This is a genomic window from Beijerinckia sp. 28-YEA-48, assembly GCF_900104955.1.
GTDB lineage: Bacteria > Pseudomonadota > Alphaproteobacteria > Rhizobiales > Beijerinckiaceae > Terripilifer.
Genome location: NZ_FNSI01000001.1, coordinates 387,542 through 400,176 on the forward strand (window position 1 = coordinate 387,542; position 12,635 = coordinate 400,176).

Here is a 12,635-nt window from a genome sequence, read left to right on the forward strand (position 1 = left end):
TCGTCCCGCTCGCGGGGCGCGGTGCGTCTGCTGTCGCCTTCAATCGGACCCTTTGGGATTTCCATGCGCACCAGTTTTGCCCGTAATGCCCTGACTCTGGGCCTTCTCTCCGCCATCGGTCCCTTTGCGATCGACATGTATCTGCCGGCTTTGCCGGCTCTGGGCGCTGACCTCAAGGCCAGCACCTTTGGGGTGCAAATGACCCTGATGGCCTATTTCGTCGGCTTCGGTCTCACCCAGATCATCTATGGCCCTCTGTCGGATATATTCGGCCGGAAACTGCCACTCTATTTCGGCCTTGGCCTGTTTGCTCTCGCCACCCTTGGCGCGGCGATGGCGACGTCGATCGAATGGCTGATTGCCCTGCGCGTCATTCAAGGCGTCGGTGCGGCTGCCGCGATGGTGATCCCGCGCGCCGTCATTCGTGATCTGCATACGGGTGTCGCGGCCGCGCGGCTGATGTCGCTCGTCATGCTGGTGTTCAGCGTGTCGCCCATCCTGGCGCCCTTGTTCGGCAGTGCGTTGATCGTGCCTTTCGGCTGGCGCGCGGTTTTCTATGCCGTTGCCGTGACGGCTCTGATCGGTCTGGCTTTGGTTGCTTTCTCGCTGCCGGAGACGCGTCCGCCGGCCACGCGGATGAAGGGCGGTCTCAAGCCGGTGCTGTCGAGCTATGGATATCTGCTGCGCGATTGGCATTTCATGAGCCTGTCGATCATCGGTGGGCTCGGCATTTCGAGCTTCATGGTGTTCCTGTCGACTTCCGCCTTCATTTATATGGATCATTTCGGCCTGACGCCGACGCTCTATAGTCTGGCGTTTTCGATCAATGCCGTTGGCTTCATCGGTGCGTCGCAGTTGAGCGCCTCGCTCGGTCAGCGTTTTGGCATGGGGCGCGTCGTTCTTGGAGCGGTGAGCGCTTTCGCGGTGATGGCTGTCGCCCATCTTCTTCTGGCTTTGAGCGGCATCGACAATATCGCGGTCGTGATCCCTATGCTGTTCATGACCTTCACCTTCCTGGGACTGGTCATTCCCGCCAGCATGGTGATGTCGCTTGATCCCCACGGTCCGATCGCCGGTATGGCTTCGGCCCTTGGCGGCACATTGCAGATGGTGATCGCAGCGGTGGTGATCGTACTGGCGAGCTTGTCCTTCAACGGGACCGTGCTGGCCATGGTGGCGGCGATCGCCCTCTGTGCGATCGGAACTGTCATCCTGGCCTGGATGAGCCTCGGCACGAGAATGGTGGCTGCACCGGCTGAATGATCGTCGCGCCCTGGTCTATCCCATAGACCAGGGCTGCTTCGCAGTATTACGGCTTCCGGCTGTCCGACGGAGCTGTCCGTCTCGCAGCCTCATAGTCATCGGCGCGATTAAAGGGCCAGGCGGTGACATCCCCAGCCGCTTCAAAGGCTTTCTGCGCTTGGTCGTGACGAGCATGAATACGCCAGTCAAGCCAGAACAGCAGGACGACGACGGGAATAGCGGCCATCCAGCCGAAGTTGGCCCATCCAATCAACGCCGCCAAGAGACCCACGGTGATGATGAAACCGCCGAGTCCGGTTGCGGCCTTGAAATCACGTGGCGGCCATTCGTAAGGCAGATCGCTATCGGCGAAACACGCGAAACGGGTGAAAGCCTCGTGTCCGTCTGGCTTCAGCGTGTGGCGCCAGGTTAGCGTATGCTCGTAACGAGCGTCGTAAAATTGCCAGATCATATCTTTGAGGGCGGATAATGCGGGATCCGTGGATCCTTTTGGCCATTGGTTCTCGAACTGGTCATTGCTGATCTCGCCATCGCGGAAGCGACGGATGAGGCTGGCGGCTGTGTCGCGGGCGGGCCGATCGATCGTAGAGGTCATCGCCTGTCGATATAGCGTTCCGGATTGGATTTGTCGCGCCCATAGGGTCGTGAATGTGGCCAGCCGCGCGATGCTTCTTTTTGCTATTGTGGTAGGATTTATCCCTCGCCTGAGCGAATAGGATGCTGAAAATGTATACGCCGCCGGCCTTCAAAATCGAGGATCTCACCGATCTGCAGGAAACTATACGGGCTGCGCGTCTGGCTAACCTTGTTACCCATGGCGCCGACGGGCTCTGCGCGAGCGCCTTGCCGCTGCTGCTCGATCCGAGTGAGGGCGAGTATGGCGTGCTCTACGGGCACGTGGCGCGCGCCAATCCGCACTGGCGGACGTTTGGTGAGGCACTCGGTGGTGAGGCGATGGCAATCTTTCTGGGGCCGGATGCCTATGTCACGCCGGCCTGGTATCCGACCAAGGCTGCGACCGGCAAAGTGGTGCCGACGTGGAATTATGTCAGCGTGCAGGCCCATGGCCGCGTCGAGTTTTTCGACGATGTGGAGCGGCTGCGCGATGTTGTCACCCGCCTGACTGATTTGCATGAGCGGGAGCGGGTTGAGCAGTTGGACAGTGCGCCTGGGGCAGAAGCGCCCTGGAAGGTAAGCGATGCGCCCGCCGACTATCTTGCCAGTCAGTTGCGCGCCATCGTCGGCTTGCGGCTGCCCATCACGCGCCTCGAAGGATCGCGCAAGATGAGTCAGAACCGCAGCGTGGAAGATCGGGCCGGGGTGGCTAAGGGCCTTGCCGCCAGCCCGCGTGAGGGCGAAAGGGCGGCGGCAAAGCTGGTGCCGAAGTAGAGCGGATGAAGCTCGCCTAGATTGGACGATCTCTTGTCTCGCTGGCGATGATGACGGCCGCGAGCGAGATGGCTGAGACGACGGCGAAATAAATCAGCACATAGGTCAATCCACCGCCCCAGGCCAGCAGGCTCGCCGCGACGACGGGCATGATGCCGCCGCCGAGGATGGTGCCAAACTGACGACCGAGAGACACGCCACTGAAGCGGACGCGACTATCGGAAAACAGTTCCGGATAGAAGCTCGACGTGACGCCGATCTGCATCGGCTGCAGAAGAATGCCGGGGATGGCTATGGCGAGGGCGATCTTGAATGTATCGCCGCTTTGCAACAGCGGAAAGAACAAGAAGCAGACATATAGCGCTGCAAGCAGGAAACTGGCGCCCAGAATGAGGCGGCGGCCAACTCTGTCGGAGAGGGCGCCCATGAACGGCACCATGGCGATGGCCAGGACATTGCCGATCAGGACGCCGTGCAACAAAGTCGCCTGGTCGATGCCCAATGTTCTGCCGCCATAAGAGAGGCCGAAAATCGAGGTCAGATAGAACACGCCGGATTCCGATAAGGCGCAGCAGAAGACGATGAGAGCCGGTTTCTTGTATTTGGCGAGCACCGTCATCAGAGGCACCCGCAGTGGCGCCGTTGTAGAGCGGAACACCGGAGATTCCTCGACTTTGAAGCGCACATAGACGCCAAGCCCGACGAGAACAACGCTTAACAGGAACGGAATCCGCCAAGCCCAGGCGAGCAGGTCGGTTTCAGGCAGGCTGGCAACAGCTGAAACCGCGATCGTGGCAGCAACGACACCAGCGAAATTTCCCGATTGGGCAATCGATGAAAAAAAGCCACGCTTTCCTTCAGGCGCGCTTTCGAGCATCAGCACGGGCGCGCCAGTCGATTCGCCGCCGAGCGCGAAACCCTGCAAGAAACGCAAGGCCAATAGCAGTACCGCCGCCCAGATGCCGAATGTTGCATATGTTGGCAGGAGGCCAATAGCGGTGGTCGACAGGCCCATCAGGATCAAGGTTGTGGCCATCACCGGCTTGCGACCGATCCGGTCGCCAAAATGGCCGAAGAACAGGCCCCCCAACGGCCGTGCCACAAAACCCACCGCGAAAATGCCGAGCACAACGATGCTGCTGACCACCGGATCAAACTTGGGGAAGAACAGTTTGTCGAAAACAATCGGCGCGAGGAAGCCGTACAACATGAAATCGTACCACTCTATCGCCGATCCGAGGAAGCAGGAGAGAGCGACTTTCACGCGAGAATGGCTATCGCCAGCGATCGCTCCTTGCGCAACCTCAATAGTCATGTGCTTCTTCCCTCCCGATTCATTGTGCGCAGCCTTGTTGTGCCCAGCCTTGCCTGGCTCAGTCGCCAAGGACGGCGGGCGGGAACATGAGGAGCGGTGGTTGGCGTGTCGATGACCATTTGGGCAAGCGGTTTTGTCTTTCCGGCAAATGGGTGACGTGCCGCCGGCGCGAGGACCGCTATGTGTGGTGGCAATGGTCTTGATTTAAAAGGGGGACGGGTGCTTGATCGGCGCCCGCCGGGAAGCTGCGAAGGCCATGATTTGGCTGGGCCTGGTCTGTAGACCGATGTGGAATTTGGAGGGGAGGCGGGCTTGAAATGGGAAGCTCTGGACGATCAATTGACGCCCAGAACGTTGCGTCTGATCGCAGCCATCGGCCGCTTTGGCCATCTTTCGCGTGCCGCCGAGGAATTACACATCGTACCTTCAGCTGCGAGCCGAAGGGTTAGTAAACTCGAAGATGTTTTGGGTACGGATATCCTCAACCGCCAGTCGAACACGTTGAGCCTGACCAATGTTGGCTTGGCGATAGCCGAACTCGCCCGCCATCGCGCCGAAGAGATCGACGCTTTGCAGGCTGATATTGCCCGTCTCAAGCGCGGTTCGACTGTCGATCTCAAGCTTGCCGTCAGCGGACCGGTTATCTTCGGCGGGCTTCCTGAGCAGTTGCGCGGCTATTTGCGTGCCAATTTTCAGGTCCGTTTGTCCGTCATAGAGCAGACCACCGACACCATTATTCAAGGCTTGCTCGCGGGCGATGCCGATATTGGCATCGTGCTTGGTTTCCATCCCTCTCCCAGCCTGGATTTTGTATTGTACCGAGCTGACCGGCTTGGGGTCGTGGTGCCACCCGATCATCCTCTGTCCCGCAAAGCGGCATTGCATCTGAAGGATATTGTGAGCGAACCCCTGATCGTCCCGCATGCGTCGATGATTGCCGATCTGCTGGAAGCGAAAGCCAGCGAAAGTGGCGTTGGACTGCAACACGGTATCGCGGTCAGCGATTTTGCCTCGATCTGCCGGGTAGTCGAAGGTGGCCTCGGGATCACTGTGTTGCCGATGGGCATATCGGCGAGCGAGGTTGCTAAGCGGGGACTCGTCTGCATTCCAATCGACGAAGACTGGGCGCGTTGCGATATCTATCTGGTCACTCGCAACAATGTGGAGGCGGGCAGTGATATCGCTGGCCTGAAGCAGACGCTTCTTGCGTAACGTGCTGCACAGCGGCCCCTCGGCGAGTTTCTTGCTATTTTAAACTGATTGGTTTACTTTTTGCTGGGCCTGGGAGGGCTTGTCTGGCCTATGCAACGGCGGAGGGGTTGATGCCTGTTACTTTGCTCAATGTGTTCATTGTGCCGGAAGACAAGGAAGAGGAGTTCCTGCAGCATTGGCGCAGGACCACGGAAGTCTTTCGCAAAAAGAAAGGCTTCATCGAGACGCATCTGCACCGCAACACTGGCGTCGGCAATCAGACTTTTCAGTTCATCAACATAGCGAAGTGGGAGAGCGCTGAAGCTTGGCGCTCGACGCATGACGACTACCGGCCGACCGAATACACCATCGAGGGTGTGCGGGGACATCCCGCCATATTCGAGGCCATCGTCAACCTTCACTATGATGGCGAGGCGCCGCAGCCGAGGACAGACTGGTCGTGGTGATTTAACGACGAGGCAGGCGTTCGCTCGTTGTTCTCGCTATTTACGCTTCAGCGAGCCGCCTGTCGCTTTTTTGATGAACCGAATTTTCTCGCGAGGGGAGAGGCGCTGCCAGTGGCCGGCGCGCACGACGAGATGGACGCGTGAAACCCACTCGAGCTTAACGCCGCGGATCGGCGGGGCGTTGTAGCTCTCAAGGTCGAATGTACCTTTCTTCTGTCCCTGTAGAATGCGCTTAAGATAGCGCCTGCCGTCGGATGTACGCACCGCGGCTTCCCAGCCGACAATTTCATTCGTACTCGTGGGTTCGCCCCAGCAGATCACCACGTCGCCGGCGTCATAGCGCGGGAACATGCTGTCGCCTTCCACCTGTAGCGCGACAGCGCCCTCAGGCACAGGCACCAGCACGTCGATGTCATACAGCCCGTCTGGAATCTGCTCGTAGTCGGGCATGATTTCCGCACCGGCCCCGACGAGGCCGGCGACACGCACCACGGTTTTGGAGGGGGGCGCGGGATCCGGCCTTATCTCTGCGTCCTCCCACGACAATTCGTCGAGCGAAACCCCGAGAAACTCCGCGAGCTTCATCACCTTTGGATATTCGGGCGTAGTTTCACCCTTTTCCCATTGCGAAACCGCTTGCACCGAAACGGCGAGCGCTTCGGCGATGTCCTTCTGAACAAGGCCACGATCCTTGCGCAGGCGTCTGAGGTGGGCGGAAAAGTGACTCGCGTTCATGGGATGATTGTAAAGCCTAACTTGAAAAGATAAAGCAAGCATTACTTGACTTATTAATCAAGTTGCGCTTGAATATGGTTATGGACGGATAGCGATGCGAATCTTCCTTATCAGGGCCTGAGCCGCCGCGGCGGCTAGGCCAGCGCTCACCAAACAGCAACGAAAACAGCGACGCGGAAGCGGCGCATGGACCGGCTTTGCCCGGCGAAGCGGAGGCACATGTTCACCCACGATTTGCGCTATGAAGACGCCTATCACGACCCAGATCGTGCCCGTGTAGGCGACGGCGATCTCGTTACCGTCAGCGGCTGGGGCTGCGGCGAAGATATTCGGCCCGGCGATTACATTCTGATCGGCAGCGATGGGGCTGGCCTGCGCTACAAGGTGGTGCGGATTACCAGCCGATTTGCGCGCGGCCTGTTCTTCTGGACGGCCGCTTGTTTGAGCGCAGGTGGTCCGCAGGATCCCGATCCGGAGCGGATGGCCCTACATCTGGTGCCGCGATGAGCGCGCCGGCCAATGCGCGCTGGGGCGTCGATGAGGATGCGATCCTGCGCACCCTTTGGGCCGAACATCTGCCGACGGCTGAAATTGCTGCGCGGCTTGGATGCAGCCGCAATGCGGTGATCGGTCGGGCCAGCCGGCTTGAGCTCCCAGCGCGTCGCGCGTCGAACAAGGTGGCTCGATCAGTTCAATCGGAGGGAGATGACATGCCGCGTCCACGCGTTCCTATTCCGATTGCCAAGCCGCGTCGCGAGGAGGTCGAGGATTCTATACAGCTCCCGGCGGCGCGAGCCTCTGGGATGCCGACACGTTGGGCTGATATGGCGCCCGGCCAATGTCGCAACATCATCGGCGAAGAGGAGGATGTGTTCGACCGCTTGGTCTGCGGCAACGTGGCGGTGCTTGGTTCGTCCTATTGCCCAGCTTGTCGATCGCGCATGTGGTGCACGCCCGACCAGGTGTTGAGGGTCCTCAAACGAGCCTCCACGCGTAGCAGTGGAGGGACTGCATGAGCCTCGATGCTGACCGGCCACCCTACAAGATTGCCTACAAGCGTCCTTCGTTTTCCGTGCAACCGGTGATGCGTGAGGGGCGGCTGATGATGGTGCGTATTGAGAAACGCATCATTCCCTCTGCACCGAAGCCGGAAGCCGAGCCTTTTGTTCGGTCGTCCAAGAAATCCGCACGTCTACAGGGCCGTCTGGCGCAAGACGTCGCGCATCTGCTGCGCACGAGACCGAGCGCGCTGTGGGACAATAAGACATGAAAGGTCCGGTGGTGAACCAACAAACATTGCCGCAGGAGGCGTCTTTGGCTCCACCGGTGGAGGCACATCCCATATCGCGGCGCTGGCCGATGCGGCGTATCGCCTGGGCCTGCTTCCTTTGCGGCCAGGGCGTTTCCTATGAGGCGATTGCGACCGATCCTTGGGTCCGATCTTCCGCAGCTTCCGTCCGCCGCCAGCTCAATCGTCTTGGCGTGCGTATCCGCGACGTCGTCGGTGGCGACGTCCGCTTCAATGCGTCGAAGGCCGCGTTTGCCGTGTTCGAGGTGGCGGCTGCGCGCCGTGGCGTCACCCCTGCGGAGCTGATGCGTCGCACGGTCGAGATTCTCGGCCGTGATGCTGCCTTGCTCGACAATGTTCTCGATGACCAGAATTGAGGAGACAATATGCGTGCTTATTCGGTCTCTGAACTCGCAGCCCTTCGGGTCAATAGTCTTGAGTATCCTTACGTCGCACAGGTTGAGCCGATTCCGGAATTGTGGACACCTGATCATCTGTCGCGCCGACTTGTGGAGGCTTTCGCGGTTCTTCGTCGTTTGCCGCGGGTGAAAGGCCCACGCGTGCCCGGCAATCATGGCCCCGCCTATATGCACGACTGGGCCGATCGGCTGGCGCAGGTGGAGGATCCAGAAATCCTGAAGGAGCATCAGGCTGAGCAAAACCGCGATCGCTCGCAGCCGTCTGCTCTGGAAATCCAGAACATGGAACAGTGCAACGAATTCTTGCGCGCCTTCCGCGACCAGGACGCGCTGGGCGCGCAGGTTCTGGCCCGCTGGGCCATGGCCTCTGCCTTCGGTCAATCCGTCGCCAAGAAGGCGCAGGCGTTGGGAATGGCGAAGAGCTCTTTCTATGCGCGTCGCGAAAGCGGATTGAAGGCTTGTGCAGCCATGCTGAACCGGCGCGGAATAGGGGTGTTCTGAAGGGGAAGGCTTTTAGGATATTGCCGCTTTGGCCCGGGAACGTTGATCAGAGGGCGGTCTGGCGTTTTGCCAGCTGGCAAATCCGGTTATAGGCTAGACAGTCCCTCCCGTCCCCCTGACAACGATGCGCACCGCCAAAGTCGTAAAGAAAATGCCGTCAATGCCTGCCGATGTGGCTGCGGTTTTCCGGAGCTATCCGTCGCAGGTCAGTACCTGCCTGATGGAGGTTCGGCGGTTGATCTTCATCACGGCTGCTACGATTGAAGGCATCGGCGTGCTCACCGAAACCCTGAAATGGGGTGAGCCGGCTTATCTGACGGAGGCCTCCAAAAGCGGCAGCACCATCCGACTTGGGCGGGTCCCCAAGCAGCCGGACCGGTGCGCCGTCTATTTCAATTGCAAGACAACATTGCTGGACAGTTTTCGGGCCCAGTTCGCAGATACGCTCACTCTGGCTGGTGACAGGGCGATCATTCTTGATCCAACACGCAACCTGCCAGAGACACCGCTGCGGATATGTTTGGCGATGGCGCTGACCTATCATCGCGCCAAGCGAGTGATGCTGGTACCCGGTTAGCGCCAGATTTCGTCCGCGTCCTCGCTTCTCGTCGGTGTATCGCTGCGGCTTACCGCGACGATGCTGAGGATGGAAGCCAGAAGCGCGATGGCGACACGCAGCCAATGCAGGTTCAGCCATGTGTCGAGCATGGCGGGTACCTTATCCGAGGTCATGGTCCGCGACAGAAGCTGGCTGCTTACGGGAAGATGCCAGGCAAAGGTGATAATAAAAATACCGATCATGCAGGCGTAGACACCGAGCCACAGGCCTCGACGCCATGAATCATTCCAGTCGTACCACAGCGAGCCAGCGAGGCCGATGAAGCTGACAATGACAAAAAGCGGGATTGTGCGGCCGACGAACGGTGCATAGGCAGCGAACCATTCGAGAAAGGTTGTCGGTGGCAGACTCTGCCAATAAGCGCCAAAGGAAAAGCCAATATGCGCCATGATGCCTGCGAACATGGAGATGCCGCCGACGGCGAAGACGTTGAAGACAAGACGCGCGGACACGGGGCTCTCCTGCGGCGAATCGCGCTGCTGCCGATAGCGGGGAATGAAAGCACTAAAAGTGCAGGAAGCCGGGTTGGCCGTCAATGGGACGGTCTCGTCAAAACGCGAATATATTCGCAGCCGTAGGGGCCTCTCGTGGGGTCGGAAACGGGACATCTGCGCCCCAATGCGGGCGGCAGGTGGGAAAGGGCTGATGGCCGGAAAGCTCAATCGCGGGTCGATGAAGAGAGCCCTAAGGCATTGTATTGCAAGCCCTGTCTTCTTTTGCCAGGCTGATCAGTTGGAGCAATGAGCTACGATCGGAGCTGGCCGGGGCGTTGACGACGGACGGGTCTGGAATGCTATACGTGCGGGGGTGAGAGGCGCACTGCGTTCGCGCTGACGACGCTATCAAACAAGTCTCATTTATCAATCTGTCCTAATGGATTGCCTGATCCGCGTGAAGAAGCGCGCGGCGATATCGGCAGCAATTTGGCAGCGTGATGCACCAATCTTTCCGTACTGTGCCATCATGATGTGGCTGAAGGACGCTTGCGAATATATTCGTGGCCATCGGCTGAACGGAGCCTCCAAGGGAGGCTTCGCGAAGGCTGTGATGAAGCCAGCGGAGCAGAGCGATAAGCTCACTATAAGATGGATAAAAGTAAGAGAAGTCGCTGTATCGCAGTGTATTTCTTCATCATCTCATAACCCCGGTTTGAGCAAAGTGTCGCGGCGGATATGCGCCATGGCGTTGACGATGGACCGGGTTGGAATGCTATACGTGCAGGGGGTGAGAGGCGTACTGCGCGCCGCGCCGGGCACGGTTGATTTCACTCAGAGGTGCCCATGAAAGACGAATGCACGTCCTGCCGGTTCTGGCGTCGTTTCCGTGAGACTCATGTGGATGGCTCTTGCCGGCGGCGCAGCCCACAACCATCGATGCTGATGGTTGAACATATCGCCGATATGCTGGGGCACATTTCGACTGCGCAATATACGGCTGTTGGAACCAATCCCGACGAGGTCGACGACTATTATCCGGTGCCGAGCGAAAGCAGTTATCAAGCCCAGTGGCCCACGGTCCACCAATCGGATTGGTGCGGTGAGTTTGAAATGGCGCCCTTAGATGCCGCGTAAGCGTGCCGCAGTTGCTGCCGCGCCGACGCAAGATCGTGTTCCGCTTGATCCTGCAACGCAGGGTCTTTCGCCTCTGGATGTCATGCTGCGCGCCATGCGTGAGCATGCGGCTCGAGGCGATTGGGATACGGCCGCCGCGCTCGCCAAGGATGTCGCGCCCTATATGCATCCTAAACTTGCCTCGTTGCAGCATTCGGGCGCCGATGGCGGCCCGATTCAGACCCTCGATTTGAGCCATGCGACGGAAGAACAGCTCGCGGCGCTCGAACAACTCTTCGGTCCGATTGTCCAAGATTTTGAACAAGACCTTGCCTTCGCCGAAGTCGGTGATGGGCGCGGTGAGGGCGGAACGGGTGCGTCGGGCAGCCGAGAAACAGAATGATCATTGGCAGACCGAGATAGCGACCTGTGGCGCCGACATCCTGCATTGGTTCGACCATTGGGTGTGGACCTATGATCCACGCCTCGTCGGCAAGGCCGGTGGCGCTTTTGTACCGTTGAGGTTGTGGCCAAAACAGCGCGAGATCGTGTTGTGGATGCTGGCGCGTATTCAGGCTGGGGAAGAAGGACTCCTCGAAAAGAGCCGTGATGTCGGCGCGACCTATCTTTGCGCTGGCGTCGCTTTGCATCAATGGCTGTTCATGCCCGGCTTCAAGGCGACCTTCGGTTCACGCAAGGTCGATTATGTTGATCGGCGTGACAACCCAGACAGCATTTTTGCCAAATTGCGTCTGATGCTGCGCCGCCTGCCCCGGGCGATGCTGCCAGAGGGGTTTAACTTTGCCCGGCACGATACGTCCATGCGCTTGGTCAATCCGGCCAATGGCGGGGTGATTTCAGGCGAGGGCGGCGAGGACATGGGGCGCGGCGGGCGCTCGTCGGTTTATTTTCTCGACGAGGCTGCCTTCGTGCCCCATGCCGATACGGTGGAGCGGGCGCTGTCTGGCAATAGTGATTGCGTGATCTGGGCGTCGTCGGTGAATGGCATGGGCAATCTCTTTGCCCGCAAGCGTCATTCGATCCTCAAAGCGCATCAGATTGCCCGGCTGCATTGGCGCGACGATCCCCGTAAATCGGAAAGCTGGGCGTTGGCAAAGCGGGCGAGTTTCGCCGATCCTGCCGCCTGGGCGAGCGAATATGACATCGACTATGCCGCCTCACTAGAGGGGGCATGCATTCCAGCGGTTTGGGTTGAAAGCGCCAAACGGTTGGGGCTGCTTGAGCCGGGGCTCGTCGCTGAAAGCGCCATTGTCGGTCTCGATGTGGGGGCCGGCAAGGCAAAGTCGGTGGCGGTCACGCGGCGTGGTGCTTTCGTCGATCCGCCTATTTCACGCGATGATCCGGATACGACCGACACGGCCTTGTGGGCGCTCGATATCGCTCGGTGCGCCGATGCGCGGGTTCTGAGTTTCGATGCGCCTGGCGTTGGCGCCGGGGTCGCCTCTACTCTGATGAAGCAGGATGTATCGGGTCGCCTTGCCATTGCGCCGATCAACACAGGCGCCTCACCATCGCGCCGGCGCTGGCCGGACGGGCGTCTGTCGAGCGAGATGTTCGGCAATCTGAAGGCCGAGATCTGGTGGTTGTGCCGCACGGCTTTGCAGCGCACCCACGAACACGTGCAGTTTCTGCAAGGTAACAAGGGGAGGGCCCATGCCCGCGCTGATCTCCTTGCTTTGCCGAGTGGTGACGCGGAATCGGACGCGCTCTGCTTGCAGCTCTCCCTGGTGAAATGGGAGCGCAACGACAAAGGACGCATCGTCATTGAGGGGAAGCCGGCATTGCGCCAACGCGGCATTGCCAGCCCCGATCATGCCGATGCGCTGATGCTTACTTTTGTGGAACCCGATCTTTATGGCATGCTGGAGGTGGTTTGA

17 protein-coding genes are annotated in these 12,635 nt (G+C 59.5%); 13 read left to right on the forward strand and 4 right to left on the reverse strand.

Features of this window, described 5'->3' with window-relative positions:
- Nucleotides 1-63: 63 nt before the first annotated feature.
- On the forward strand, nucleotides 64-1,263 hold the full coding sequence (locus BLW50_RS01760; protein WP_090696625.1) for a multidrug effflux MFS transporter: 1,200 nt from the start codon (nucleotides 64-66) through the stop codon (nucleotides 1,261-1,263).
- Between the two features lie 46 nt (nucleotides 1,264-1,309).
- Here BLW50_RS01760 and BLW50_RS01765 read toward each other — a convergent pair whose 3' ends face one another.
- Nucleotides 1,310-1,858: a hypothetical protein gene (locus tag BLW50_RS01765; protein WP_090696627.1), complete on the reverse strand. Its 549-nt coding sequence runs from the start codon at nucleotides 1,856-1,858 to the stop codon at nucleotides 1,310-1,312.
- A gap of 131 nt (nucleotides 1,859-1,989) precedes the next feature.
- On the opposite strand from BLW50_RS01765, the gene BLW50_RS01770 reads away from it, so the two are divergent.
- The gene (locus BLW50_RS01770) at nucleotides 1,990-2,652 is read left to right on the forward strand and encodes an FMN-binding negative transcriptional regulator (RefSeq protein WP_090708552.1); all 663 of its coding nucleotides are present in this window, start codon (nucleotides 1,990-1,992) and stop codon (nucleotides 2,650-2,652) included.
- A 16-nt stretch (nucleotides 2,653-2,668) separates the two neighbouring features.
- Here BLW50_RS01770 and BLW50_RS01775 read toward each other — a convergent pair whose 3' ends face one another.
- Nucleotides 2,669-3,967: an MFS transporter gene (locus tag BLW50_RS01775; protein ID WP_090696630.1), complete on the reverse strand. Its 1,299-nt coding sequence runs from the start codon at nucleotides 3,965-3,967 to the stop codon at nucleotides 2,669-2,671.
- A 312-nt stretch (nucleotides 3,968-4,279) separates the two neighbouring features.
- Here BLW50_RS01775 and BLW50_RS01780 point away from each other — a divergent pair, with 312 nt between their 5' ends.
- Both BLW50_RS01780 and BLW50_RS01785 read left to right on the forward strand, forming a co-directional pair.
- Nucleotides 4,280-5,179 carry a LysR family transcriptional regulator gene (locus BLW50_RS01780; protein ID WP_170849929.1) on the forward strand — a complete coding sequence of 300 codons (900 nt, stop codon included), beginning with the start codon at nucleotides 4,280-4,282 and terminating at the stop codon, nucleotides 5,177-5,179.
- A gap of 110 nt (nucleotides 5,180-5,289) precedes the next feature.
- Nucleotides 5,290-5,625, forward strand: coding sequence for an antibiotic biosynthesis monooxygenase family protein (locus BLW50_RS01785; protein WP_090696635.1), 336 nt, complete (start codon nucleotides 5,290-5,292; stop codon nucleotides 5,623-5,625).
- A 36-nt stretch (nucleotides 5,626-5,661) separates the two neighbouring features.
- Here BLW50_RS01785 and BLW50_RS01790 read toward each other — a convergent pair whose 3' ends face one another.
- Nucleotides 5,662-6,360, reverse strand: coding sequence for an XRE family transcriptional regulator (locus BLW50_RS01790; RefSeq protein WP_170849930.1), 699 nt, complete (start codon nucleotides 6,358-6,360; stop codon nucleotides 5,662-5,664).
- 219 nt (nucleotides 6,361-6,579) lie between these two features.
- Between BLW50_RS01790 and BLW50_RS01795 the strand changes: the two genes are divergently transcribed.
- The 6 genes from BLW50_RS01795 to BLW50_RS01820 all read left to right on the forward strand — a co-directional run bounded on the left by BLW50_RS01795 (nucleotide 6,580) and on the right by BLW50_RS01820 (nucleotide 9,145).
- The gene (locus BLW50_RS01795) at nucleotides 6,580-6,867 is read left to right on the forward strand and encodes a hypothetical protein (RefSeq protein ID WP_090696639.1); all 288 of its coding nucleotides are present in this window, start codon (nucleotides 6,580-6,582) and stop codon (nucleotides 6,865-6,867) included.
- A complete protein-coding gene (locus tag BLW50_RS01800) occupies nucleotides 6,864-7,376 on the forward strand; it encodes a GcrA family cell cycle regulator (RefSeq protein ID WP_090696641.1) in 513 nt (170 codons plus the stop codon). Before BLW50_RS01795 ends, BLW50_RS01800 begins: the two co-directional genes overlap by 4 nt.
- Nucleotides 7,373-7,630: a hypothetical protein gene (locus tag BLW50_RS01805; RefSeq protein ID WP_090696643.1), complete on the forward strand. Its 258-nt coding sequence runs from the start codon at nucleotides 7,373-7,375 to the stop codon at nucleotides 7,628-7,630. Before BLW50_RS01800 ends, BLW50_RS01805 begins: the two co-directional genes overlap by 4 nt.
- A gap of 44 nt (nucleotides 7,631-7,674) precedes the next feature.
- Nucleotides 7,675-8,025, forward strand: a complete 351-nt coding sequence (locus BLW50_RS01810) for a hypothetical protein (protein ID WP_139267424.1) — start codon at nucleotides 7,675-7,677, stop codon at nucleotides 8,023-8,025.
- 9 nt (nucleotides 8,026-8,034) lie between these two features.
- On the forward strand, nucleotides 8,035-8,568 hold the full coding sequence (locus BLW50_RS01815; RefSeq protein ID WP_090696647.1) for a hypothetical protein: 534 nt from the start codon (nucleotides 8,035-8,037) through the stop codon (nucleotides 8,566-8,568).
- 160 nt (nucleotides 8,569-8,728) lie between these two features.
- A complete protein-coding gene (locus BLW50_RS01820; protein WP_210186015.1) occupies nucleotides 8,729-9,145 on the forward strand; it encodes a DUF1801 domain-containing protein in 417 nt (138 codons plus the stop codon).
- Here the strand turns inward: BLW50_RS01820 and BLW50_RS01825 are convergent.
- Nucleotides 9,142-9,639: an anthrone oxygenase family protein gene (locus BLW50_RS01825; protein ID WP_170849931.1), complete on the reverse strand. Its 498-nt coding sequence runs from the start codon at nucleotides 9,637-9,639 to the stop codon at nucleotides 9,142-9,144. The genes BLW50_RS01820 and BLW50_RS01825 overlap by 4 nt on opposite strands.
- Nucleotides 9,640-10,467: 828 nt before the next feature.
- Between BLW50_RS01825 and BLW50_RS01835 the strand changes: the two genes are divergently transcribed.
- From BLW50_RS01835 to BLW50_RS01845, 3 genes are read left to right on the forward strand one after another with little or no spacing between them, the layout of a single operon-like run.
- Nucleotides 10,468-10,758 carry a hypothetical protein gene (locus BLW50_RS01835; RefSeq protein ID WP_139267425.1) on the forward strand — a complete coding sequence of 97 codons (291 nt, stop codon included), beginning with the start codon at nucleotides 10,468-10,470 and terminating at the stop codon, nucleotides 10,756-10,758.
- Nucleotides 10,748-11,140 carry a hypothetical protein gene (locus BLW50_RS01840; protein WP_090696656.1) on the forward strand — a complete coding sequence of 131 codons (393 nt, stop codon included), beginning with the start codon at nucleotides 10,748-10,750 and terminating at the stop codon, nucleotides 11,138-11,140. The genes BLW50_RS01835 and BLW50_RS01840 overlap by 11 nt, the downstream gene beginning before the upstream one ends.
- On the forward strand, nucleotides 11,088-12,635 hold the full coding sequence (locus BLW50_RS01845) for a hypothetical protein (RefSeq protein WP_090696658.1): 1,548 nt from the start codon (nucleotides 11,088-11,090) through the stop codon (nucleotides 12,633-12,635). The genes BLW50_RS01840 and BLW50_RS01845 overlap by 53 nt, the downstream gene beginning before the upstream one ends.